This window comes from Nocardioides marmoraquaticus, assembly GCF_054777915.1.
In genome coordinates this window covers 57,165-79,383 of record NZ_BAAHAA010000001.1, presented here as the reverse complement: position 1 = coordinate 79,383, position 22,219 = coordinate 57,165, and the positions used below count along the sequence as shown (strand labels likewise).

Genomic DNA, 22,219 nt, shown 5'->3' with positions numbered 1-22,219 from the left:
ACCTACCGGAAGTCGATCAGCTGCAGGCCGGGGTCCTCCGGCGGGCGACGGTCCTCGACGGGGGCGACGGGGCCGGTGTCCTCGGTGGCAGCGTCGTGCTGCGGCTGCTGCGGTCGGGCCTCGGGCACCGGGGGCGCGTCCTCCTGGTGGCGGACGTGGGCCTGGAAGCAGTGCGTCAGCCACGGCAGCTGCATCCCGTCGGGGCCGCGACCGTAGTCGTCGTACAGCGCCCGGAGCCGGGCCAGCAGGTCGTCGCGCTCGGCCTCCGGCAGCGTGGCGACGTACGACGTGGAGCGGGCGTAGTCGGCGAGCGAGGCGGCGGTGTGCGGCTGCCAGGAGCGGAAGCGCCGGCTGTCGACGAAGCCGAAGTGGGGCGTCTCCATCAGCGGCGCCACCGGCAGCTGGGCCGGGCCGTCGGGCCGCTCCGGGTCGAGGATCCGGGCCAGACGGCGCACCCACGGCACCGAGACGTCGTGGTCGTTCCACAGCAGCGCCAGCACCCCGCCCGGCCGCAGCACCCGCGCGAGCTCGCGCAGCGCCACGTCGGCGTCGAACCAGTGGAAGGACTGCCCGCACACCACGACGTCGACCGAGCGTGACGGCACCGGCAGCTCCTCGGCCCGCCCCTGCACGTGGGGCACCGGGGTGCGTCGCGCCAGCTGCCGCAGCATCGGGGCGAGCGGCTCGACGGCCAGCACGTCGTGACCGGCGGCGTGCAGCACCTCGGTGAGCTTGCCGGTGCCGGCCCCCACGTCGAGCACGCGCGCGGGGGAGCGGCCGACCAGCCAGTCGACGGCGTCGCGGGGGTACGACGGACGGGCGCGGTCGTAGGCCTCGGCGACGTCGCCGAACGACTGCGCGCGCTGCTGGTGGCGCTGGGGGCTGACCTCGCTCATGCTGCGCCGAAGATACCCTCCGGGACGTGTCGTCCCCTCCCTCGAGCGACCCGCTCGCCCGTCTCGAGCGTCTCGAGGGCGTGCCGTCGTCGTACGCCGCCGCCCGTGACGGCATCGACGTGCTGCTGCGCGACCGCGGGCTGCGCCGTACCACCCCCGAGCAGACCACCGAGTCGCTGCTGCGCGGCGCCCACGCCAGCGCGGTGCTCGCCGGGTCGACGGCCTCGCTCGGGGACGCCCGGTCGGGCGCGGGCGACGACCTCCTGCAGGCGGCGCTGCGCGTCAGCTCCGAGCTGCTCGGCCAGGTGCCGGTGCTCGCCCGCGCGCCCGTGCAGGCCCTCGCCCGGCTCCACGCCCTGACCGGCGGCGCACAGCCCGGCCAACCGGTCTCGCCCGACGCCGCGGCCCGGCTGCAGCAGCTCGGACGCACCGTGCTCGCGACCCGCGCCCCGGCGCTGCTCGTGGCCGCGCTGGTGCACGCCGAGGTCGTCGCGGCGGCACCCTTCGCCGACCGCAACGACCTCGTGGCCCGGGCCGCCGAGCGGCTCGTGCTGGTGCAGCGCGGCCTCGACCCGGCCTCGCTGCTGGTGCCCGAGGCCGGCCACCTCGCGCTGCGTGCGGAGTACGAGTCGAACCTCCGCGCCTACGCGAGCGGTGGCGCCACGGGCGTCCAGGCCTGGCTGCTGTACGCCGCCGAGGCCTACGCCCGCGCGGCGGAGGCCAGCCCGCTCGTCTCCTGACGCCGGACCTCCACGAGGAGAGCGGCACCGGGAGGCGCGCAGCGGAGCCTTCGCCCTCTCGGTGCCGCTCGACACACGACGCCTGGCTACCAAGCGTGCACTCATCAGTTGTGGTCCCCGGAGTCTCCGGATGGCCAGCGCCCTGTCGGAAGGGTGGATCGCCGCGTGGGTACCTGCGTCGTGTGAGTCCTCGTGGAGTTGTGACGCCATGGTGGACCCGTGACCCACGTCACATCAAGGCTTGACTTCCCACCTCGGCCCGGAGTCGGGCGTGGCGGCAGCGGGTCGGTCGCTCAGGCGGCGCCGCGGCGCCGTCGCAGCCGCAGCCACATCGCCGCAGCGACCGCGGACAGGCCGCCGACGGTCAGCACCGCGGCGGTCTGCTTGGCCGGGGGGAGCCGCACCCGGCTGCGCAGGGCGACGGGGTCCTCGAAGACCAGCACGGGCCAGCCGCGCTCCTTCGCCAGGCGGCGCAGCTCGCGGTCGGGGTTGACCGCGAACGGGTGGCCGACCGCCTCCAGCATCGGCACGTCGGTGACGGAGTCGCTGTAGGCGTAACAGTGCTCGAGGTCGTAGCCGTGCTCGTCGGCGAGCCGGCGCATCGCGACGGCCTTGTTCTCGCCGTAGGCGTAGAAGGTGATGTCGCCGGTGTAGCGGCCGTCGACCACCTCCAGCGCCGTCGCGACCACCTGGTCGGCCCCGAGCAGCTCGCCGATCGGCTCGACGACCTCGGTGCCGCTCGCAGAGACGATGATGACGTCGCGCCCGGCCGCGTGGTGGTCCTCGATGAGGCCGACGGCCTCGTCGTAGACCAGCGGGTCGACGACGTTGTGCAGCGTGTCGGCGACGATCTCGGTGACCGTCTCGACCGGCCACCCCGCGCACAGCTGCGACATGAACTGCCGCAGCTTCTCCATCTGGTCGTGGTCGGCCCCGCCGCTGAGGAAGAGGAGCTGGGCGTACGCCGAGCGGAGCACCGCCGTGCGTGAGATGAGCCCGCCGGCCTGGAACTCGCGGCTGAAGGCCAGCGTGCTCGACTTCGCGATGATCGTCTTGTCGAGGTCGAAGAACGCCGCCGTCCGAGCCGCCTGCTGCGGACCCGTCATGCGCCGAGTGTAGGGGTCGACGTCCGTTGTGGGGCGGTTCGTGGGCACGTCGGGCGTCCACAGGGCCCCGAGCGGCGTACGTCGTCCACAGGCGCCGGGTCGTCGCTGGCGGTGGCGGCGCGCCCTGGTCAGGCTCGCCGGCATGCCTGCTGCCCCTCTCGTGGTGACCGGAGACCCCCTGCTCAGCGCCGACGTGCAGCGCCTGGCGGCCGCCGCCGGCGTGGTGCCCGAGGTGGTGCACGACTCCGCGGCGGCCCTCCGGGGCTGGGCCCGCGCCCCGCTGGTGCTGGTCGGCGCCGACTGCGCGGCGGGTCTCGCCGGGTGCCGGCCGCCGCGCCGACCCGGTGTGCACCTGCTGGTGCACGCACCCGTCCCCGACACGTGCTTCCGCGACGGCGTGGGGCTCGGGGTGGAGTCGGTGGCCGGGTTGCCCGACTCCGAGGCCTGGCTGGTCGAGCTGCTGACCGACGCCGGCGACGGCGCGACCGGGTCGGGCGCGCTGGTCGGTGTGCTGGGCGGCTCCGGTGGTGCCGGGGCCACCGTCTTCGCCGCGGCCCTGGCGCAGGTCGCGTCGGCGTCGCACGCGACGCTGCTCGTCGACGCCGACCCGCTCGGGCCCGGGGCCGACCGGGTGCTGGGCCTCGAGCGCCGCGCCGGCGTCCGGTGGGACGCCCTGGCCCGCACCACGGGCCGGCTGAGCTCGCGCTCCCTGCGCGAGGCGCTCCCCGGGGCCGACGGGCTCGCTGTGCTGACCTGGCCCGCCGACCAGGCGGCTGCGCTGCAGCCGTTCGCGGTGCGCGAGGTGCTCTCGGCCGGGGTGAGGGGCCACGACCTCGTCGTCGTCGACCTCCCGCGCCACCCCGACGCCGTGGTCGAGGAGGTGCTGGCCCGGTGCGACCACGTGCTCGTGCTCGCCCAGCTCACGGTGCCCGGCGTGACCGGGGCGGCCCGGCTGGTGCGTCGCCTGCCCGACGACGGCCCGGCGCTGCACCTCGTCGCGCGGCGCGGGCGGGGCGGGGTCGACGCTGCCACCGCGTCGCAGGTGCTGCGGCTCCCGCTGCTGGCCGAGATGAGCGACCAGCGCGGCCTCGACGAGGCGGTCGACCTCGGCGTCGGCCCCGCCCGGGCTCGACGCGGACCACTCGCGCGTGCCGCGCAGCGGGTCGTCGACGCCCTCGACCTCCCGACCACCGCGTCCGCCGCGGCAGACGCCGCCGGGGCGGCCTGAGCCGTGGCCGACCTGACGTCCGTGCCCGCCCGTGCCGACGTCGGCGGGGGCGGTGACGTCCGTGAGCTCGTCGACCTCGTCCGCGACCGGCTGGCGCGCGACGCGGCCCCGCTCACCCCGCGGCTCGTCGCCGACGCGCTGCGCGAGCGGGGCGGTCCGGTCGGTGACGCCACCGTGCTCGCGGTGCACGACGCGCTGCGTCGCGACGTCGTCGGCGCCGGCGCCCTGGAGCCGCTGCTGCGCCTCGACGGGGTCACCGACGTGCTGGTCAACGGCCCCGACCAGGTCTACCTCGACCGCGGCCGCGGCCTCGAGCGCACCGGCACCACCTTCCCCGACGACCAGGCCGTACGCCGGCTCGCCCAGCGCCTCGCCGCGCTCGGGGGGCGCCGCCTCGACGACGCGGCGCCGTACGTCGACCTCCGGCTGCCCGACGGCACCCGGTTCCACGCGGTGCTCGCCCCCCTCGCCCGGCCCGGCACCACCTTGTCGCTGCGGGTGCCACGACGCCGGGTCTTCACCCTCGACGAGCTCGTCGCCGCCCAGGTGGTGCCCCCGGCCGGTGCCGCGCTGCTGGCCGAGCTGGTCGCGTCGCGGCTGGCCTTCCTCGTCACCGGCGGCACCGGCACGGGCAAGACGACGGTCCTCAACGCGCTGCTCAGCCTCGTGCCCGCCGACGAGCGGATCGTGCTCGTGGAGGACGCCTCCGAGCTCCGTCCCGACCACCCGCACGTCGTCGGGCTGGAGGCCCGCCCGGCCAACCTCGAGGGCGCCGGCCAGGTGACGCTGCAGACCCTCGTGCGCCAGGCGCTGCGGATGCGCCCCGACCGGCTGGTGGTCGGCGAGGTGCGTGGAGGAGAGGTGGTCGACCTCCTGGCCGCCCTCAACACCGGCCACGACGGCGGCTGCGCGACGCTGCACGCCAACGGCGCCGCCGAGGCCCCCGCCCGTCTCGAGGGCCTCGGGCTCGCCGCCGGGCTCCCGCGCGAGGCGGTGCACCGCCAGCTGCGCTCGGGGCTCCACGTCGTGCTGCACCTGGTGCGCGATCACGGCGGGCGCCGTCGGGTGCGGGAGGTCGGCGTGGTCTCCGGCGAGCGCGAGGCCGACGTGGTGCCGGCGGTGGTCGTGACCGCCGACGGCGGCCTGCGCGACGGCCCCGGCCGACCGCTGCTCGACCGGCTGCTGGCCGCCCGGCGCTCCTCGTGACCGTGACCGCGGCGCTGGCCGCCGCGCTCGTGGTGGTGGCGGTGCTGCTGGCCCGGCCCCGCCGGCGTCGGCTCGGGGTGCCGCGGCCGGCCCGCCACGTGCCCGCGCTCGTGGCCGGCGGCTCGCTGGCCGGAGGGCTGGTCGTCGCGACCGCCCTCCTGGCGGGTGCCCACCGGGCCTTGCTCGCCGCCGTCGTGGCCGCCGTCGGCATCGCCCTGGCCCACGCCGCGCGTCGTCGGGCCGAGCGGCGCGAGGCCGACGCACGACGGGGCCGGCTGCTCGTGGCCTGCGAGGGCCTGGTGGCCGACCTCCGCGCCGGGCAGCCACCGCTGCGGGCGCTCGAGCGGGCGGCCCGCACCTGGCCCGAGCTCGACCGGGTCGCGGTCGCCGGGCAGGTCGACGCCGACGTGCCCGACGCGATGCGCACCCTGGCGACCGCACCGGGAGCCGGCGAGCTGCGGGCCGTCGCGGCGGCGTGGCAGGTCGCCCACGAGAGCGGCTCCGGACTCGCCCAGGCGCTCGCGACGACCGTCGAGTCGTTGCGGCAGCGGCGCCGCACGGCCCGGCTCGTCGGCACCGAGGTCGCCGCCGCCCGGGCCACCGCGCGGCTGCTGGCCGCGATGCCGTTCGGCGTGCTCGCGCTGGGCGGCGCCCTCGGCGGCGAGCCGTTCGGGTTCCTGCTCGACACCGTGCCGGGCCTGGCCTGCCTCGTGGTCGGCCTCGGCCTCACCGGCCTCGGCTGGTGGTGGCTCGAGCGGATCGCCGAGGGGGTGCTCGACACGTGAGCCTGCTCGCCGCCGCGCTCGCCACCCTGGCGGTCTGGTGGGCCCGACCGGGCCGCAGCCACCGGGTCCGCACGCCGCCGCGTTCGCCCGGGCCCGCCGCCCGCGGCGAGCGGAGCGGCGTACGGCTCCTGGGGGCGGCCGGCTGCGGGGCCGCCGCGTGGGTCTTCGTGGGCGGGCCGGCCGGGCCGCTGGCCGGGCTGGTCGCCTCCGTGGTCGTGCACCGCGTGCTGGGCCGCGTCGAGCCGCGGTCGGTCGTCCGCCGCCGCGAGCGGCTCGAGCGTGAGCTGCCCACCGCCGTCGACCTGCTCGCCGCCTGCCTGCGCGCCGGCGCCGCCCCGGGAGCGGCGATGCGCACGGTCGGGCGGGCGGTCGGGGGACCGGTCCGCGAGGAGCTCGACGCCGTCGCCCACCGCCTCGACCTCGGCGCCGACCCCGTCGCGGTCTGGTCGCAGGTCGCCGAGCACCCCACCCTCGGACCGCTGGGTCGCGCCCTTGAGCGCGCCCACGAGTCGGGGTCGTCGGTCACCGACGCCGTCGAGCAGCTCGCCGAGGACCTCCGCGCCGAGGCCCGCACGCGCGTGGAGGAGCGGGCCCGCACCCTCGAGGTGAAGGTCGCGGCCCCGCTCGGGCTGTGCCTGCTGCCGGCCTTCGTGGTGCTCGGGATCGTGCCGCTGGTCGCGGGCATCGTCGGCGCGCTGAGCCTGCGGCCGTGACCACTTCGCGTCCACAGGCCCGTCGCGGACCGGGTTGTCCACCGGTCCGCGACGACGTCCCCCACGGGCTCCCCGTGACGAGCACCGTCCTCCCCGACACACCCCAGCGGTGCCGCACCAGGCGGCCCGCCGACCGAGGAGACACCGCCATGACCCCCACCACCCTGCTCCGCCGCCGCCCCGACCTGCTCCGCGCCACCTCGACGGACCGCACCCGCGACGAGGCCGGCGCGACCACCGCCGAGTACGCCACCGTGACCGGCGCCGCCGTCGGCTTCGGCGCGCTGCTGTGGAAGCTCATCACCAGCGAGCTCGGGCAGAAGCTCATCGAGATGTTCTTCACCTGGATCATGTCGCTGATCCCGGGGTGACCGGCCCGTCGGGCCGGGGGACCGCCACCCCCGGCCCGGCGCCTCGCCGCTCCCGCCCGCACGTCCCCCCGGAGGTCCCCGTGAACCGTCCCGCCACGCGCCGCGACGAGGCCGGCGCCGCCACCGCCGAGCTCGGCGTCGTGCTGCCGACCGTCGTCCTGCTGGCCCTCGCGCTCGCCTGGCTGGTCTCGCTCGGCGTCACCCAGGTGCGGGTCGTCGACGCCGCCCGCGAGACCGCCCGAGCCGCGGCCCGGTCCGACTCCGACGCGACCGCCGTGGGCCTCGGCCGCCGGGTGGCCCCCACCGGGTCGTCGGTCTCGGTCAGCCGGTCGGCCGACCTCGTCACCGTGCGGGTCAGTGCGCCCGTGCGGGGCCCGGTCGGCGTGTTCGGTGCCCTCGGCACCACCGTCAGCAGCGAGGCCGTCGCCGCCGTGGAGCCGACGTGGTGACGCGGCTCGTGCCTCGGCGCGACGAGCGGGGTGCGGGCAGCGTCCTCGGCCTGCTCGTCTCTGCCGTGCTCGTCGTGGTCGCCCTCACCGCGGCCGGCCTGACCTCCGTGATCCTGACCCACCGCGTCGCCCAGGCCGGCGCCGACCTCGCCGCCCTTGCGGCGGCGACGGCCGCCCAGGACGGCCGCGACCCGTGCACCGCCGCCGCCCGCGTCGCCACCGCCAACCGCACGGAGCTGCGCCAGTGCCTGGTCTCGGGCTTCGAGGTCACCGTCGGCGTCACCGCCCGCACCGGTCGCCTCCCCGGCGGCCCCCACGACCTCCCCGCCCGCGCCAGGGCCGGCCCCGTCGCCTCCCTCGGCTGACGGTCGGCCGCTGCTGCTCCCCCACGGAGTCCGGTGCTTCCCCATGCCCGTGGTCGTGGGTGAGCACCCGAGTCACTGGTGGACCAGTGACTCCGGAGGCAACGACGAGAACTCCTGGGACCCCTCAGCTGGCCCGGTCGACCGAGGCGGGCGAGGCGGTGAGCGGGGCGGGAGCCACCAGGTCGTCGGGGCGGGCGGCGGCGAGCAGCAGGTCGAGCAGGCGTACGGCGCCCGCCTTGTCGAGCGGGTTGTTCTGGTTGCCGCACTTGGGCGACTGCACGCACGACGGGCAGCCGGCGGCACAGGCGCACGCGGCGATGGCGTCGCGGGTGGCGCGCAGCCAGCGCGGCGCGGAGCGGAAGCCGCGCTCGGCGAAGCCGGCACCACCGGGGTGGCCGTCGTGCACGAAGACGGTGAGCATGCCGGTGTCGGCGTGGAGCGCGGTCGAGACGCCGCCGAGGTCCCACCGGTCGCACGTCGCGAAGAGGGGCAGCAGGCCGATCGAGGCGTGCTCGGCGGCGTGGGCGGCGCCCGGCAGGTCGCGCTCGTCGACGCCGCAGCCGGCCAGCACGTCGGGCGGGAGCGTCCACCAGACGGCGGTGGTGCGCAGCGTGCGGGGCGGCAGGTCGAGCAGCTCCTCGGCGATCACCTCGCCCCACGGCACCCGCCGCTTGAGGAAGGACACGACCTGGTGGGTCACCTCGACCTCGCCGAGCGAGAGCGTGGCGCGACCCCAGGTCTCGTGCTCGCGCTCGCTGACGATCGTGATGTCGGTGGTCTCGCGGGCCGAGGTCGAGTAGCCCGGGTCGTCGCGCGTCAGGGTGGCCACGGACTGCTCGAGGTCGAGGTCGTCGACGACCCACGTCTCGCCCTGGTGCACGTAGACCGCGCCGGCGTGCGCCGAGCCGTGGGCGGCGCCGCCGTCGACGGTGCCGAGCACCCGGCCGGTGCGGCCCTCGACGAGCTGCACGGGGGAGCCGCCGCTGGAGCGGATGTCGGCGAGGTCGCAGGCGCGACGGCGGTCGGTCCAGAACCACCCGTGGGGACGCCGCCGCAGCAGCCCGCCGGCGGTGAGCGCGTCGACCGCCTCGCGGGCGGTGGGCCCGAACAGGTCGAGCTCGTCGTGGCGCAGCGGCGCCTCGGCCGCGGCCGCGCACAGGTGGGGGCCCAGCACGTAGGGGTTGCCGGGGTCGAAGACGTTGGCCTCGACGGGCGGACCGACCAGCAGCTCGGGGTGGTGCACGAGGTAGGTGTCGAGCGGGTCGTCACGGGCCACCAGCACGGCGAGGGCGTCGCCACCCGAGCGACCGGCGCGGCCGATCTGCTGCCAGGTCGCCGCGCGGGTGCCGGGGTAGCCGGCGAGCAGCACGGCGTCGAGGCCGCTGACGTCGATGCCGAGCTCGAGGGCGTTGGTCGCCGCCAGGCCGGTCAGCCGCCCCGCTCGCAGCGACCGCTCCAGGGCGCGGCGCTCCTCGGGCAGGTAGCCGCCGCGGTACGCCGCCACCTGCTCGCGCAGCGAGGGATCGACCTCGCCCAGCAGCCGGCGAGTCGACGAGGCCACGCTCTCGACGCCCTTGCGCGAGCGCACGAACGCCAGCGTGCGGACGCCCTCGACCACGAGGTCGGTCAGCAGGTCGGCCACCTCGGCGGTCGCGGAGCGACGACCCGACGAGCCGCCGGGGACGAGATCGACGTCGTCGTCGGCCGTGGGGGACCCGACGGCGGGCGGCGGCTCGTACATCGCCAGCGCAGTGCGTCCCCGCGGCGAGCCGTCGTCGGTCACGGGCACGACGTCGAGGCCGGTGAGCGAGGCGCCGAGCACGGCCGGCTCGGCCACCGTGGCCGAGGCGAGCACGAAGGTGGGGGAGGCCCCGTGGAGCGCGGCCACCCGGCGCAGCCGCCGCAGCACGTGGGCGACGTGGGCGCCGAAGACGCCGCGGTAGTGGTGGCACTCGTCGATCACGACGTAGCGCAGCGACGCCCAGAAGCGGGTCCAGCCGGAGTGCCCCGGCAGCATCGAGCGGTGGAGCATGTCGGGGTTGGTCAGGACGTACTCGGCGTGGTCACGGACCCACGCCCGCTCCTCCGGCGTCGAGTCGCCGTCGTGGGTCGCGGCGCGGACCGGCAGGCCGAGGCGGCGTACGGCGGCGAGCTGGTCCTGGGCGAGGGCCTTGGTCGGGGAGAGGTAGAGGACGCCGGCGCCGCGCTGGCCCTTGGGGCCGCGGGCGGTCTCGACGGCGTGCAGGGCGGGGAGCAGGTAGCAGGCTGACTTGCCCGAGGCCGTGCCCGTCGCGACGAGCACGTGCTCGCCGGCGTGGGCGAGGTCGGCGGCGCGCCGCTGGTGGACGTACGGCGCCCCCAGGCCGGCCGCGACCATCGCCTCCCGGACCGCCGGCGCGAGCCACTCCGGCCAGTCGGCGCAGCGCGCGTCACGCGGCGGCAGCACCTCGACATGGGTCAGGCCCGGGGCGCGCGAGGGCCGGCCGAGCAGCCGCTCGACCCGGGACTCCACCGCCTCGGTGCCGTCCTTCCCACGCACCGACTCATCCTCTCAGCGGGCCCCGACGTATGAGCAACCCCCGCGGGGTACGGCGTGGTTGAATGCCGCTGCAAGCTCGGACGAAAGGGCTGGGGGCCAGTCCCTCGCCCGGAGGTGAGACCTGTGGACCTGACGCTGCGGACCCGCGAGGCCGCCGATCGCACCATCGTGGCGGTCGGCGGTGAGATCGACGTCTACACCGCTCCCAAGCTGCGCGACAAGATCTCGGAGCTGGTCGGCGAGGGTCACCACGACCTGCTCATCGACATGGAGGGCGTCGACTTCCTCGACTCCACCGGGCTCGGCGTGCTGGTCGGCGGCCTGAAGAAGGTCCGCGCCCACGACGGCTCCATGGAGCTGATCTGCTCGCAGGACCGGCTGCTCAAGATCTTCCGGATCACCGGTCTGGCCAAGGTGTTCACCATCCACGACACCGAGGCGCAGGCGCTCGGCGCCTGACCCACCACCGCCGCGCGCTCGCCGCGGCACAACTCCCCCGCGTGGCGGGTGAGCCGCGTCACACCTGACCTCCTACTCGTGCGTATTGTCAGCGCGGTCAGCACCGGCACACCCCGAGGAGAGTCATGAGCGGGCCCGTCCCCCTTGCCGCCGCGTCAGCCGTCGAGCTGTCCGGCGGCAACCTCGTCCTGGTCGTCGTCGTCCTGGTCATCGCGCTCGGATGTCTCGGCATGGCCGTGATGTTCCGCCGCGAGGTCATGTCGGCGGCCGAGGGCACCGAGAACATGAAGAACATCGCCCACGCGGTGCAGGAGGGCGCCGACGCCTACCTGCGTCGCCAGTTCCGCACGCTCGGCATCTTCGCCGCGGTCGCGTTCGTCGCGCTGCTGGTGCTGCCGGCCGAGACGCTCGGCGTGCGCATCGGTCGCTCGGTGTTCTTCGTGCTCGGCGCGGGCTTCTCCGCCGCCATCGGCTACCTCGGCATGGCGCTGGCCGTGCGCGCCAACCTCCGCGTCGCCGCCGCGGCCAACACCGTGGGCCGCGACCCGGCGATGAAGGTCGGCTTCCGCACCGGCGCCTTCGTCGGCATGGCCACCGTCGGCCTCGGCCTGCTGGGTGCGAGCCTCGTGGTGCTGCTCTTCCAGGACACCGCCCCCACCGTGCTCGAGGGCTTCGGCTTCGGCGCCGCGCTGCTCGCCATGTTCATGCGCGTCGGCGGCGGCATCTTCACCAAGGCCGCCGACGTCGGCGCCGACCTCGTCGGCAAGGTCGAGAACAACATCCCCGAGGACGACCCGCGCAACGCCGCCACCATCGCCGACAACGTGGGCGACAACGTGGGTGACTGCGCCGGCATGGCCGCCGACCTGTTCGAGTCGTACGCCGTCACCCTGGTCGCCGCGCTCATCCTCGGCTCCGCGGTCTTCGGCAACGACGGCCTGGTCTTCCCGCTGGTCGTCCCGGCCATCGGCGCCCTGACCGCCGTGCTCGGCATCTACATCACCAAGCCCCGCGCCGGCGAGAACGGCCTGGTCACCATCAACCGGGCCTTCTACATCTCGGCCGCGGTCGGTGCGGTCGCCTCGGTGCTCGCCGCGTTCGTCTACCTGCCGGGCAGCTTCGCCGAGTTCGAGAACCTCGGCGACGGCATGGCCGCCGCGGAGGGCGACCCGCGCGTCATCGCGTCGGTAGCGGTCGTGCTCGGCATCGTCATGGCCGCCGGCATCCTGTCGCTCACCGGCTACTACACCGGCACCGAGTTCCGTCCGACCAAGGACGTCGCCGGCACCTCGGTGACCGGCCCCGCGACCGTCATCCTCTCCGGCCTCTCGGTCGGCTTCGAGTCGGCCGTCTACACGACCCTGGTCATCGGCGCGGCCGTCTTCGGCGCCTTCCTGCTGGGCGGCGCGACCCTCACCGTGTCGTTGTTCGCCGTCGCGCTCGCCGGCTGCGGCCTGCTGACCACCGTCGGTGTCATCGTCGCGATGGACACCTTCGGACCGGTCTCCGACAACGCCCAGGGCATCGCCGAGATGTCGGGCGACGTCAGTGAGGAGGGCGCGCAGATCCTCACCGAGCTCGACGCCGTCGGCAACACCACCAAGGCCATCACCAAGGGCATCGCGATCGCCACGGCTGTGCTCGCGGCGACGGCGCTGTTCGGCTCCTACGCCACCTCGGTGGCCGAGGCCTACGTCGAGTCCGGCTCGCAGGAGTTCCTGAACTTCGAGGTCTTCAACCCGGCGGTCCTCGTCGGCGTGCTGCTCGGCGCGGCGGTGGTGTTCCTCTTCTCCGGCCTGGCGATCAACGCCGTCGGCCGGGCCGCGGGCGCCGTGGTGATGGAGGTGCGCCGCCAGTTCCGCGACATCCCCGGGATCATGGAGGGCACCGGTCGTCCCGAGTACGGCCGCGTGGTCGACATCGTCACCCGCGACTCGCTGCGCGAGCTGGTCACCCCGGGCGTGCTCGCGGTGCTGGCCCCGATCGCCGTGGGCTTCGGCCTCGGCGTCACCGCCCTGGCGGGCTTCCTCGCCGGTGCGATCGGCGCGGGCACGCTGATGGCGGTCTTCCTGGCCAACGCCGGCGGCGCGTGGGACAACGCCAAGAAGCTCGTCGAGGACGGCTACCACGGCGGCAAGGGCTCGGAGGCCCACGCCGCCACCGTCATCGGCGACACCGTCGGCGACCCCTTCAAGGACACCGCCGGCCCGGCCATCAACCCGCTCATCAAGGTGATGAACCTCGTCGCCCTGCTCATCGCCGGCGCGGTGGTCTCGCTCAGCCTCGGTGACGACGCCAACACCCCGCTGCGCCTCGCCATCGCGTTCCTCGCGCTCGCCGGCATCGTGGTCGCGGTCGTCATCTCCAAGCGCCGCACGTCGGTGATCTCCGACGAGGCACCCGCCTCGGTGTAGCACCGCACGACCCACGACGGGCGTCGCTCCCCACACGGGGGCGGCGCCCGTCGTCGTACGTCGACCCCACGACTAGCGTGGCGCGCGTGGAGTGGGTCACCGAGCTGCGGGAGCGGCTGACGTCCGTCGAGTTCACCTACGACCGGGTCTCCGGGGTGCTGGGCTCCGAGGCCCACACCGCGCTCGGCCGCAACGAGACGCTGCCGGGGCTGCGCGCGACGTCGGGCGGCTCCCCGCTGGAGACGCTGACGCGGCTGTTCCTGCTGCAGGCGCCCGTGTCGTCGTACGCCGTGGAGCAGGCGCTGCCCGGCCTGGTCGACCGGTTGTGCGTCGCAGGCGTGCTCGAGCAGTCGGTCTCCGAGGTGCGCGCCCGCCTCGACTGCCGGCCGTACGCCGCCGACGACCGCGACCTGTGGGTGCTCAGCGACCTCACCCCGGGCCTGGACGGCCAGGCGACCCACGTCGGGCCCGACCACGTGCTGGGCATCTCCTCGGCTGCCACCTCGCTGGCCCAGCTCACCACCCGCGAGCCGGTGGGCCGCGCGCTCGACCTCGGCACCGGCTGCGGCGTGCAGGCGCTGCACCTCGCCGCCCACGCCGACCACGTCGTGGCCACCGACGTCAACGAGCGGGCGCTGTGGCTGACCGGCCTCAACGCCGCGCTCAACGGGGTCGAGGTCGAGGCCCGCTCCGGCAGCTTCTTCGAGCCGGTCGCCGACGGCGGCTTCGACCTCGTCACCACCAACCCGCCCTTCGTCATCTCGCCGGCCACGGGGGAGCGGCTGGTCTACCGCGACTCCGGCCTCCCGGGCGACCAGGTGGTCGAGCACATCGTGCGGGGCGTGCCGGGCGTGCTCGCCGAGGGCGGCACCGGGCAGGTGCTGGCCAACTGGGTGGTGCGGCACGACACCCCGTGGGACGAGCGGCTCGCCGGCTGGCTCGACCCCACCTGCGACGCTTTCGTGGTGCAGCGCGAGCTCGTCGACCTGCCGACGTACGTCGAGCTGTGGCTGAAGGACGCCGGCCAGCACCCGGCGACCGGCCGCACTGCAGTCGAGGACTACCACCGCCGCTACGACACCTGGCTCTCCTGGCTCGTCGAGCAGGGGGCCGAGGCGGTCGGCTTCGGCTGGATCACGCTGCGCCGCGGCGGCGCCGGCGCGCACCGGCTCGAGGAGTGGCCGTACGACGTGGAGCAGCCCATCGCACCCGACCTCGTCGGCCTGCTCGACCGCACCGCCGCGCTGCGCGACCTCGACGACGCGGCGCTGCTCGCGTCGCGGCCGGCGACCCGGGTCGACGTGCGGCAGGAGACGTACGGCGCCCCGGGTGCGGAGGACCCCGAGGAGATCGTGCTGCGCCAGCAGCGGCTGCTGCGGCGCGCCCGCCAGGCCGACACGGTCGAGGCGGCGCTGGTCGGCGCCCTCGACGGCGAGCTCACCGTCGGCCAGGTGCTCGACGCCCTCGCCCAGCTGCTCGACCGCGACCCCGCCGACCTGCGGGCGGCCTACCTCCCGGCCGTGCGCGAGCTCGTGACCGAGGGCTTCCTGGCGCTGGAGGCCTGAGCCCGCCCCTTCGTGGCTCGCTCCGCTCGCACCTCAGGGAGCGGGAGACCCCGCTCCGCTCGCACCTCAGGGAGCGGAGCGAGTGCCGATCCCTGAGGTGCGAGGGCCGCCAGGCCCGAGCCGCGAAGGGCGGCGTGGTCTCGACAGGCTGGACCAGCGGGGCGCGGCGTTCCGTTCCCTGAGGTGCGAGGGCCGCCAGGCCCGAGCCGCGAAGGGGCGGCGTGGTCTCGACAGGCTCGACCAGCGGGGTGCGAGGTTCCGCTCCCTGAGGTGCGAGGGCCGCCAGGCCCGAGCCGCGAAGGGGCGGCGTGGTCTCGACAGGCTCGACCAGCGGGGGGCGACGATCCGCTCCCCGAGCCGCGAAGGGGCGGCATGGTCTCGACAGGCTCAACCAGCGGGGCGCGACGTTGCGCTCCCTGAGGCCCGAGCCACGAAGGGGCGCCCAGGACCGGGCGGGGAACATGGGGGCATGACGACCCCGGAGGACTGGCTGGTCAAGCCGACGATCGTCGGCGAGCGGGTGCGGCTGCGGCCCTTCGGCGAGGGCGACGCGGAGCGGATGCACGCGTGCCTCGACGTGGAGGCGGTCCGGCTGACCGGCTCGGCCCACTCGACCGAGGAGGCCGAGCGGATCGCCGCCGAGCCGCTCGACGACGTGGTGCGCGACTGGTACGCCTCCCGCAACCAGATGGACGACCGGCTCGACCTGGTGGTCGAGGACCGCGAGGGCCGCTTCGCGGGCGAGGTCGTGCTCAACGAGTGGCGACCCGACGACGAGTGCGCCAACTTCCGGATCCTGCTCGGACCCGACGGTCGCGGCCGGGGGCTCGGCATGGAGGCGACGCGGCTCGTGCTGCAGTACGCGTTCGGGATGCTCGGGCTGCACCGCGTCGAGCTCGGCTACTACTCCTCCAACCCGCGGGCCGGGGCGGCGTACCTCGCGGCGGGCTTCCGGGTGGAGGGGCGCCGGCGCGAGGCCTTCCGCTTCGACGACGAGCGGCACGACGAGGTGCTGATGTCGGCGCTCGCCACCGAGTGGTCATGGGCCGACCGGGCTGGACCAGCGGCGTGAGGTGGGTCTCGCCGGCGGGCCCCCGGAGGGGGCGAGCCGCGGTCGACGGGGTACGACGGTGTGGCGCCGCCGCCGGGACGTCGCCTGCCGGTTGACGCCAGGCGTTACGGTGACGCCGCATCCGCAACCTGACCCCGACATGACGCAGCGATAGGACCAGGCACACCCTCGTGGCACACAAGCTCGTGATCGTCGAGTCCCCGACGAAGGCCCGCAAGATCGGCGGCTTCCTCGGCAAGGACTACGTCGTCGAGTCCTCGCTCGGTCACATCCGCGACCTCCCGCAGAGCGCGGCCGACATCCCGGCCAAGCTCAAGAGCGAGCCCTGGGCGCGCCTCGGCGTCGACGTCGACCACGACTTCGAGCCGCACTACGTCGTCAGCCGCGACAAGAAGCAGCACATGACCAAGCTCAAGGGCCTGCTCAAGGACGCCGACGAGCTCTTCCTCGCCACCGACGACGACCGCGAGGGCGAGGCGATCGCCTGGCACCTGTTCGACGAGCTGAAGCCCAAGGTGCCGGTCAAGCGGATGGTCTTCCACGAGATCACGCCGCAGGCGATCAACGCCGCCGTCGACGGCTCCCGCGACATCGACATGGACCTCGTCGAGGCGCAGGAGGCCCGTCGGATCCTCGACCGCCTCTACGGCTACGAGGTCAGCCCGGTGCTGTGGCGCAAGGTGATGTCGGGCCTGTCGGCCGGCCGCGTGCAGTCGGTCGCCACCCGGCTCGTGGTCGACAAGGAGCGCGAGCGCATCGCGTTCCGCGCGGCGTCGTACTGGGACCTCGAGGGCACCTTCGACGCGGGCCAGAAGCACGAGCAGCGCATGTTCCCGGCGCGGCTGCACTCCCTCGACGACGTGCGGGTGGCGCGCGGCAGCGACTTCGCCGACGACGGCGAGCTCAAGCAGGGCCTGCGCGGCGAGCGCGTCCACCTCGACAAGACCCGCGCCGAGGAGCTCGTCGGCGCGCTGCGCGACACCACCTTCGAGGTGCGCTCGGTCGAGGCGCGTCCCTACACCCGCAAGCCCTACGCGCCGTTCCGCACGACCACGCTGCAGCAGGAGGCCAGCCGCAAGCTCGGCTTCGGTGCCTCCCGCACCATGTCGGTGGCCCAGCGGCTCTACGAGAACGGCCACATCACCTACATGCGCACCGACTCCACGACGCTGTCGGAGACGGCGATCTCGGCGGCGCGGGCGCAGGCGCGCGAGCTGTACGGCGGGGAGTACGTCCCGGAGGCGCCGCGCCTCTACACCTCGAAGGTCAAGAACGCCCAGGAGGCCCACGAGGCGATCCGACCGGCCGGTGACCGGTTCGCGACGCCGGCGCAGACGGGGCTGACCGGCGACGAGTTCCGGCTCTACGAGCTGGTCTGGATGCGCACCATCGCCTCGCAGATGCGCGACGCGCAGGGCGAGTCGGTCAGCGTGCGCCTCGGTGGCCGCAGTGACGACGGTCTCGACGTCGTGTTCGCCGCCAGCGGGCGCACCATCACCTTCCACGGCTTCCTCAAGGCCTACGTCGAGGGTCGCGACGACGAGAGCGCCAGCGACGACAAGGAGACCCGCCTGCCCTCCCTCGAGCAGGGCGACGGCGTCAGCGCCGCGCGGCTCGCGGCCGAGGGCCACTCCACCAAGCCGCCGGCCCGCTACACCGAGGCCACGCTCGTCAAGGAGCTCGAGGAGCGCGAGATCGGGCGGCCGTCGACGTACGCCTCGATCATCGGCACCATCCTGGGCCGCGGCTACGTCTACAAGAAGGGCACCGCGCTGGTACCGTCGTGGCTGGCCTTCAGCGTCGTGCGGCTGCTCGAGGACCACTTCGCCAACCTGATCAGCTACGAGTTCACCGCCTCGATGGAGGACGTGCTCGACGACATCGCCGGCGGTCGCAAGGATCGTGTCACCGAGCTCGCCGCCTTCTACTTCGGCACCTCCGAGCCCGACGCCGTCACCCCGGGCACCGAGGGCCTGCAGCGCCTGGTCAACGAGCTGGGTGACATCGACGCCAAGGAGCTGGCGACCTTCCCGGTCAAGGGCGCCGAGGACGAGATCCACCTGCGGGTCGGCCGCTACGGCCCCTACGTCGAGGGCCCCGACGACGACGGCACCGCCTTCGCGCGCCGCGCCAACGTGCCCGACGACCTGCCGCCCGACGAGCTCACGGCGGCCAGGGCACGCGAGCTGCTCGCCAACCCCGCCGGCGAGGAGGTCCGCCTCGGCGAGCACCCCGAGACCGGGCTGCAGGTGGTGGCCAAGAACGGCCGTTACGGCCCCTACGTCACCGAGCTGCTGCCCGACGACGCGCCCAAGAAGGCCAAGCCGCGCACGTCGTCGCTGTTTAAGGACATGTCGCTCGACACGATGGACCTGCAGACGGCCGTGATGCTGCTGTCGCTGCCCCGCGTGGTCGGCACCGACGCCGAGGGCGTCGAGATCACCGCCCAGAACGGCCGCTACGGGCCGTACCTGAAGAAGGGCACCGACTCGCGCTCGCTGCAGACCGAGCAGCAGCTCTTCGACATCACCCTCGACGAGGCGCTCGCGATCTACGCCCAGCCCAAGCAGCGTGGCCGCGCCGCCGCGGCGCCACCGCTCAAGGAGCTGGGCCCCGACCCGGTCTCGGGCGCGCCGATGGTCGTCAAGGCCGGACGGTTCGGTGAGTACGTCACCGACGGCGAGTACAACGCCACGCTGCGCAAGGACGACACCGTCGCCGACCTGACCGCCGAGCGTGCGGCCGAGCTGCTCGCCGAGCGCCGCGCCAAGGGCCCGGCCAAGAAGGGCGCGAAGAAGGCGGCCAAGAAGTCGACGGCCAAGAAGAGCACCGCGAAGAAGAGCACCGCGAAGAAGTCGACGGCGAAGAAGAGCAACGCGAGGAAGTCGGCGAGCAAGAAGTCCTGAGCCCGCCGGTCGCTGCCTGGATAGCATCGCCGGCATGACTCGCTTCCCCCTCGCCCTGGCGGCCTGCGCGCTGCTGCTGACGACGGCTGCGTGCGGCGGTGGCGACGAGTCCTCGGGGTCGGGTGGGGAGTCGCCGTCGGCCTCCGCTGCGGAGTCCAGCGGGTCGGGGTCGACCGGGTCGGCGGCCGGCGGCGCCGAGTGCACGGGCGAGACCCAGGAGCTCCAGGGCGCCGACGGCGTCACGCTGACGGTGCCGGCCGACTGGACCGTGGAGAGCCTCGGCGACGGCGAGGACACCCGCTTCACCTCCGCCGACGGCGACTCGCTCGAGGGCCAGCTCGTGGTCCAGGCCAACGGCCAGACCATCGACGAGGGCGTGTCCGACGTCGAGCGGCTCAACTCCGCCACGCAGAAGGACAGCGAGGAGGAGATCGACCTGCCCGGCTTCGACGACGCCCGGGTGCTGCAGTTCAGCGGCGAGGAGACCGGCTCGACCGGGTCGTTCGTGGTCGGCGTCGGCGGTGGCGTGCGCGCGATCGCCTACGTCATCGCGGAGGGTGACCCGACCGACGAGACGGCGACCGCCTTCGACTGCATGCTCACGATGCAGCGCTAACCAGCGTCGGCGGGCCTGCTCGTCGGCTCTGCCTCCTGGATGGCGCCCCCGGTGATCGACTCCTGGCCGCACCGGTTGCTGCGGAGGTTGACGACGAACTCGCGGGGCTCCTGCGGGTTGACGCAGGCGGTGAGGTCGAGGCTGGGGTCCCAGTAGTCGGCGTCGAGGTCGTCGTCGGAGCCGTACCACTGGCCGTCGACCTCGTAGGCCAGGTCGACGCGGTACTCCGTGCCGGTGGTCGAGTCGCGCGACTTCTCGACGTTGCTCAGCACCAGGTCGACCTCGCGGGTCAGCGCGCTCTGGTCGTCGTCACCGCGACCGATGACGAGGACGACGACGGCGAAGAAGCCGCCGACGACGACGGCGACGACCAGGGCGAAGACCGCCAGTGCCTTCACCCGTCGCCACCGGGCCGGACCACGAGGCTGGACAGCACCCGCTCCGCGGTGTCGGTGCCGGCAGCGTTGTCGGGCACGACCAGGCGCATCACGTGCTGCACGCTGCCGTCGGTGGTGACGACGATGCGGTGGCGCACGTCGTGCCCGCAGACCTGCCCGGTCACGTCGGCCGCGGCGGAGGCCGTCGCGCCGTCCACCATGACCATCAGCTCGCGGACGTCGGGGGCCTCCGCCCCGTCAGCGGGCTCGGGCTGCAGCTGCCGGACCTCCCAGCCGAGGTGGTCGCGCGTGCCGTGGGCGTTGCCCAGCCGGGTCTCACGCACCGCCACCGCGAGGGTGAACAGCTCGCTGCCGTCGCCCACCCACTGCCACATCTGGCCGTAGGTGCCGCGCAGCGACCGCGGCGGCTCGTCGGGGGCGAGCAGGGTGACGGGTCCGAGGTCGATCGTCTCGAGGGTCATGGGTCACCTTCCGGTGTAGGCCGGCAGCCGGGTCGGGTCGATCTCGACGACCTCGCTGCGTCCGGGCTCGCGGTGCCAGATCTGCGTGGCGGTCTCGGCGTCGGCGCCGTAGTTGACCTCCACGCCGCCGACCGGTCCGGCGTCGATCTCGATCTCGTCGGAGGCGATGCTCTCGGTCACGGTCGTGCGGGCGGTCATCTCGCCGTACTGGAAGGCGAGATCCTTGGCGCGGTCGATGTCGCCGTCGGTCAGGGCGCCCTCGATCTCGTCGTAGTGCGGGTTGTTCTTGTCGATGAGGAGCTCGACGTCGACCCCCATGCCCGAGCTCGATCCCGGCGGCGCGGTGATGCCGAGGTTCTCGTTGGCCGCCGTGGCGTCCAGCTCGCCACGCAGCTTGAGGGCGTCGAAGTCGCCGTCCTTGGTGATGGTCAGCTCGCCCTCCAGGCCCGCCGCGACGCCGTACCCGGTGCCCTGCTGGCCCTCGTCGACCTGGCCCACGTCGGCCTCGCCGGAGACGCCGATCTTGAGGCCGTACTTCTCCTCCGCCCAGTCGTAGTAGGCGTCGACGCGGCCCTCGAGGGCACCGCGGGCCAGCGGGGTCTCGAACTCGAACTCCCCCTGGCCGTAGATGCCGGTCTTGAAGCTCGAGACGTCCTGCTCCATGACGTACTCGGCCACGTTGGTCGCCACCGCGGCCGGGGCGTTGAACCCGTCGCGCCAGCCGAGGTCGAACGCCGCGTCGTCGAGGCCGTCGAGGAACTCCTGCGCCTCCTCGGGGCTGTCGAAGGTCAGCTCGAGCTCGGTGGTGCCGCCGCCGCTGACGTCGGCCGAGCCGCCGCCGACGCTGATCTCGCGACCGAGGCCGGCCTCGAGCGCGAGCTTCATCTTCACGGTGCCGTCGGCCATGACGGTGTACTCGGCCTCGGCCTTGCCCTCGAGCTCCCAGGTCGCGAGCTCGAGCTCGGCCTCGAGGTAGGCCGAGATGGTGTGGAGGGCGACGTCGCCGCCCAGCATCTCGGCGAGCTCCTCGTCGGACATCTGGTCCATGCGCTCGGTGGTCTGCACGGCGGCGTCGGCGAGGCTGCCGGTGCCGCCGTCGGTCTCCCCCTTCACCGCCGAGTTGAGCGCGGCGGCCAGGTCGAGGTCGGCCTCCCCGGCCGCCTGCAGCGCCGCGTCGATGTCGGCGGCGACCGCGCTCACGTCCATCCGCGAGGTGTAGGCCTCGGTCGGGTCGAGGTCCTCCCGCGGGTCCTCGACGCGGCCGGTGGTGCGGTTGACCGTGAACCCCTTGGTCTGCGCGACCAGCATCGCCTCCTCGAGGCTCTGCTTGGCCGTCGTGATGCGCACCTGGGCGTCGTCCAGGTTGACCGCGACGTCGGAGACCTCGGCGACGAGGTCGTTCAACCGGTCTCGGAGCCTGCCGTGCGTGGTGTGCGCGCCCCCGGCCGACCCGGCGACCCACGTGCTCGGCGGCTCGCCGCCATCGATCTCGTCCTGCAGCTGCATGAGCTTCAACCGCTTGCGGACCAGGGTGTCGGCGACCTCTCCGAGGGTCTCCGGCTTCCACTGCAGGAGCTCGGCGATGCTGACCATGACTCTCCCTACTCGGCCGTCAGGCCCATCCGGTGCGAGCGCTGCCGCATCCGGACGTCGGCCAGGTAGTCGGAGTTGTCGTACTCGTTGGCCGAGTCGCGCAGCCGCTGCGCCTGGTCGCCGGCGTCGTCCGCCCAGCCCTGAAAGCGCGTGCGCCACTTGTCGACCAGGTTGCCGGCGGCCGTGGCGCTGTCGCTCCCGGGCAGGGCCGTCTTGACGTCGCCGATGCGACCGCTCGGGTCGGCGCCCTTGACGCCCTCCCCGGCTGCCTCGATCTGGCCGGCGGCATCGCGGATGTCGGACGCCACCGCTTCGAATCCGGACATGTGTCTACCAA

General features: G+C 74.4%; 21 protein-coding genes. 14 read left to right on the top strand and 7 right to left on the bottom strand.

The window, feature by feature from the left end; all coding sequences use genetic code 11:
* Positions 1-2 precede the first annotated feature (2 nt).
* Complete coding sequence (locus ACYU8I_RS00420; protein WP_460836320.1) at positions 3-896, bottom strand: class I SAM-dependent methyltransferase; 894 nt, start codon at positions 894-896, stop codon at positions 3-5.
* A gap of 26 nt (positions 897-922) precedes the next feature.
* On the opposite strand from ACYU8I_RS00420, the gene ACYU8I_RS00415 reads away from it, so the two are divergent.
* Positions 923-1,636: a Fic family protein gene (locus ACYU8I_RS00415; protein WP_460836319.1), complete on the top strand. Its 714-nt coding sequence runs from the start codon at positions 923-925 to the stop codon at positions 1,634-1,636.
* A gap of 293 nt (positions 1,637-1,929) precedes the next feature.
* On the opposite strand, the gene ACYU8I_RS00410 is transcribed toward ACYU8I_RS00415, so the two are convergent.
* Entirely contained in the window at positions 1,930-2,742 is an 813-nt protein-coding gene (locus tag ACYU8I_RS00410) for an HAD family hydrolase (RefSeq protein ID WP_460836318.1), read from the bottom strand.
* A gap of 142 nt (positions 2,743-2,884) precedes the next feature.
* Between ACYU8I_RS00410 and ssd the strand changes: the two genes are divergently transcribed.
* The 7 genes from ssd to ACYU8I_RS00375 all read left to right on the top strand — a co-directional run bounded on the left by ssd (position 2,885) and on the right by ACYU8I_RS00375 (position 7,859).
* Positions 2,885-3,970: a septum site-determining protein Ssd gene (gene ssd, locus ACYU8I_RS00405; protein ID WP_460836316.1), complete on the top strand. Its 1,086-nt coding sequence runs from the start codon at positions 2,885-2,887 to the stop codon at positions 3,968-3,970.
* A gap of 12 nt (positions 3,971-3,982) precedes the next feature.
* Entirely contained in the window at positions 3,983-5,176 is a 1,194-nt protein-coding gene (locus tag ACYU8I_RS00400; protein ID WP_460836592.1) for a TadA family conjugal transfer-associated ATPase, read from the top strand.
* Complete coding sequence (locus ACYU8I_RS00395) at positions 5,173-5,961, top strand: type II secretion system F family protein (protein ID WP_460836314.1); 789 nt, start codon at positions 5,173-5,175, stop codon at positions 5,959-5,961. Before ACYU8I_RS00400 ends, ACYU8I_RS00395 begins: the two co-directional genes overlap by 4 nt.
* Positions 5,958-6,674, top strand: a complete 717-nt coding sequence (locus tag ACYU8I_RS00390) for a type II secretion system F family protein (protein WP_460836313.1) — start codon at positions 5,958-5,960, stop codon at positions 6,672-6,674. Before ACYU8I_RS00395 ends, ACYU8I_RS00390 begins: the two co-directional genes overlap by 4 nt.
* A gap of 149 nt (positions 6,675-6,823) precedes the next feature.
* Entirely contained in the window at positions 6,824-7,045 is a 222-nt protein-coding gene (locus ACYU8I_RS00385; RefSeq protein ID WP_460836310.1) for a DUF4244 domain-containing protein, read from the top strand.
* Positions 7,046-7,125: 80 nt separating this feature from the next.
* Positions 7,126-7,494 carry a TadE family type IV pilus minor pilin gene (locus tag ACYU8I_RS00380; RefSeq protein ID WP_460836309.1) on the top strand — a complete coding sequence of 123 codons (369 nt, stop codon included), beginning with the start codon at positions 7,126-7,128 and terminating at the stop codon, positions 7,492-7,494.
* The gene (locus ACYU8I_RS00375; protein WP_460836308.1) at positions 7,491-7,859 is read left to right on the top strand and encodes an Rv3654c family TadE-like protein; all 369 of its coding nucleotides are present in this window, start codon (positions 7,491-7,493) and stop codon (positions 7,857-7,859) included. The genes ACYU8I_RS00380 and ACYU8I_RS00375 overlap by 4 nt, the downstream gene beginning before the upstream one ends.
* A 124-nt stretch (positions 7,860-7,983) precedes the next feature.
* Here the strand turns inward: ACYU8I_RS00375 and ACYU8I_RS00370 are convergent, their stop codons facing one another.
* Positions 7,984-10,398 carry a DEAD/DEAH box helicase gene (locus ACYU8I_RS00370; protein WP_460836306.1) on the bottom strand — a complete coding sequence of 805 codons (2,415 nt, stop codon included), beginning with the start codon at positions 10,396-10,398 and terminating at the stop codon, positions 7,984-7,986.
* 123 nt (positions 10,399-10,521) lie between these two features.
* On the opposite strand from ACYU8I_RS00370, the gene ACYU8I_RS00365 reads away from it, so the two are divergent.
* The 6 genes from ACYU8I_RS00365 to ACYU8I_RS00340 all read left to right on the top strand — a co-directional run bounded on the left by ACYU8I_RS00365 (position 10,522) and on the right by ACYU8I_RS00340 (position 19,430).
* Positions 10,522-10,857, top strand: coding sequence for an STAS domain-containing protein (locus ACYU8I_RS00365; RefSeq protein WP_460836303.1), 336 nt, complete (start codon positions 10,522-10,524; stop codon positions 10,855-10,857).
* A 125-nt stretch (positions 10,858-10,982) separates the two neighbouring features.
* Complete coding sequence (locus tag ACYU8I_RS00360) at positions 10,983-13,271, top strand: sodium-translocating pyrophosphatase (RefSeq protein ID WP_460836300.1); 2,289 nt, start codon at positions 10,983-10,985, stop codon at positions 13,269-13,271.
* 86 nt (positions 13,272-13,357) lie between these two features.
* Positions 13,358-14,836 (top strand): DUF7059 domain-containing protein, encoded by a 1,479-nt coding sequence (locus ACYU8I_RS00355; RefSeq protein ID WP_460836299.1) that lies wholly within the window; start codon positions 13,358-13,360, stop codon positions 14,834-14,836.
* A 469-nt stretch (positions 14,837-15,305) separates the two neighbouring features.
* Positions 15,306-15,908 (top strand): GNAT family N-acetyltransferase, encoded by a 603-nt coding sequence (locus tag ACYU8I_RS00350; protein ID WP_460836298.1) that lies wholly within the window; start codon positions 15,306-15,308, stop codon positions 15,906-15,908.
* A 170-nt stretch (positions 15,909-16,078) separates the two neighbouring features.
* Positions 16,079-18,814 (top strand): type I DNA topoisomerase, encoded by a 2,736-nt coding sequence (gene topA / locus ACYU8I_RS00345; RefSeq protein ID WP_460836297.1) that lies wholly within the window; start codon positions 16,079-16,081, stop codon positions 18,812-18,814.
* A 34-nt stretch (positions 18,815-18,848) separates the two neighbouring features.
* Positions 18,849-19,430, top strand: coding sequence for a hypothetical protein (locus tag ACYU8I_RS00340; protein ID WP_460836295.1), 582 nt, complete (start codon positions 18,849-18,851; stop codon positions 19,428-19,430).
* Here the strand turns inward: ACYU8I_RS00340 and ACYU8I_RS00335 are convergent.
* The 4 genes from ACYU8I_RS00335 to ACYU8I_RS00320 are packed head-to-tail and all read right to left on the bottom strand — an operon-like array spanning position 19,427 to position 22,208.
* Positions 19,427-19,828, bottom strand: a complete 402-nt coding sequence (locus ACYU8I_RS00335) for a hypothetical protein (protein ID WP_460836293.1) — start codon at positions 19,826-19,828, stop codon at positions 19,427-19,429. The two genes, ACYU8I_RS00340 and ACYU8I_RS00335, sit on opposite strands and share 4 nt — an antisense overlap.
* Positions 19,825-20,289 carry a hypothetical protein gene (locus tag ACYU8I_RS00330; protein ID WP_460836292.1) on the bottom strand — a complete coding sequence of 155 codons (465 nt, stop codon included), beginning with the start codon at positions 20,287-20,289 and terminating at the stop codon, positions 19,825-19,827. Before ACYU8I_RS00330 ends, ACYU8I_RS00335 begins: the two co-directional genes overlap by 4 nt.
* Before the next feature lie 3 nt (positions 20,290-20,292).
* Complete coding sequence (locus ACYU8I_RS00325) at positions 20,293-21,882, bottom strand: hypothetical protein (protein ID WP_460836291.1); 1,590 nt, start codon at positions 21,880-21,882, stop codon at positions 20,293-20,295.
* Positions 21,883-21,890: 8 nt separating this feature from the next.
* A complete protein-coding gene (locus ACYU8I_RS00320; RefSeq protein WP_460836290.1) occupies positions 21,891-22,208 on the bottom strand; it encodes a hypothetical protein in 318 nt (105 codons plus the stop codon).
* Between the last annotated feature and the right edge of the window lie 11 nt (positions 22,209-22,219).

Excerpts from the sequence above, each read along its gene's own strand:
- ACYU8I_RS00325 (WP_460836291.1), bottom strand. The coding sequence starts at position 21,882 with ATGGTCAGCATCGCCGAGCTCCTGCAGTGGAAGCCGGAGACCCTCGGA.
- ssd (WP_460836316.1), top strand. The coding sequence starts at position 2,885 with ATGCCTGCTGCCCCTCTCGTGGTGACCGGAGACCCCCTGCTCAGCGCC.
- ACYU8I_RS00420 (WP_460836320.1), bottom strand. The coding sequence starts at position 896 with ATGAGCGAGGTCAGCCCCCAGCGCCACCAGCAGCGCGCGCAGTCGTTC.
- ACYU8I_RS00350 (WP_460836298.1), top strand. The coding sequence starts at position 15,306 with ATGACGACCCCGGAGGACTGGCTGGTCAAGCCGACGATCGTCGGCGAG.
- ACYU8I_RS00410 (WP_460836318.1), bottom strand. The coding sequence starts at position 2,742 with ATGACGGGTCCGCAGCAGGCGGCTCGGACGGCGGCGTTCTTCGACCTC.
- ACYU8I_RS00320 (WP_460836290.1), bottom strand. The coding sequence starts at position 22,208 with ATGTCCGGATTCGAAGCGGTGGCGTCCGACATCCGCGATGCCGCCGGC.
- ACYU8I_RS00360 (WP_460836300.1), top strand. The coding sequence starts at position 10,983 with ATGAGCGGGCCCGTCCCCCTTGCCGCCGCGTCAGCCGTCGAGCTGTCC.
- ACYU8I_RS00385 (WP_460836310.1), top strand. The coding sequence starts at position 6,824 with ATGACCCCCACCACCCTGCTCCGCCGCCGCCCCGACCTGCTCCGCGCC.
- ACYU8I_RS00340 (WP_460836295.1), top strand. The coding sequence starts at position 18,849 with ATGACTCGCTTCCCCCTCGCCCTGGCGGCCTGCGCGCTGCTGCTGACG.
- ACYU8I_RS00330 (WP_460836292.1), bottom strand. The coding sequence starts at position 20,289 with ATGACCCTCGAGACGATCGACCTCGGACCCGTCACCCTGCTCGCCCCC.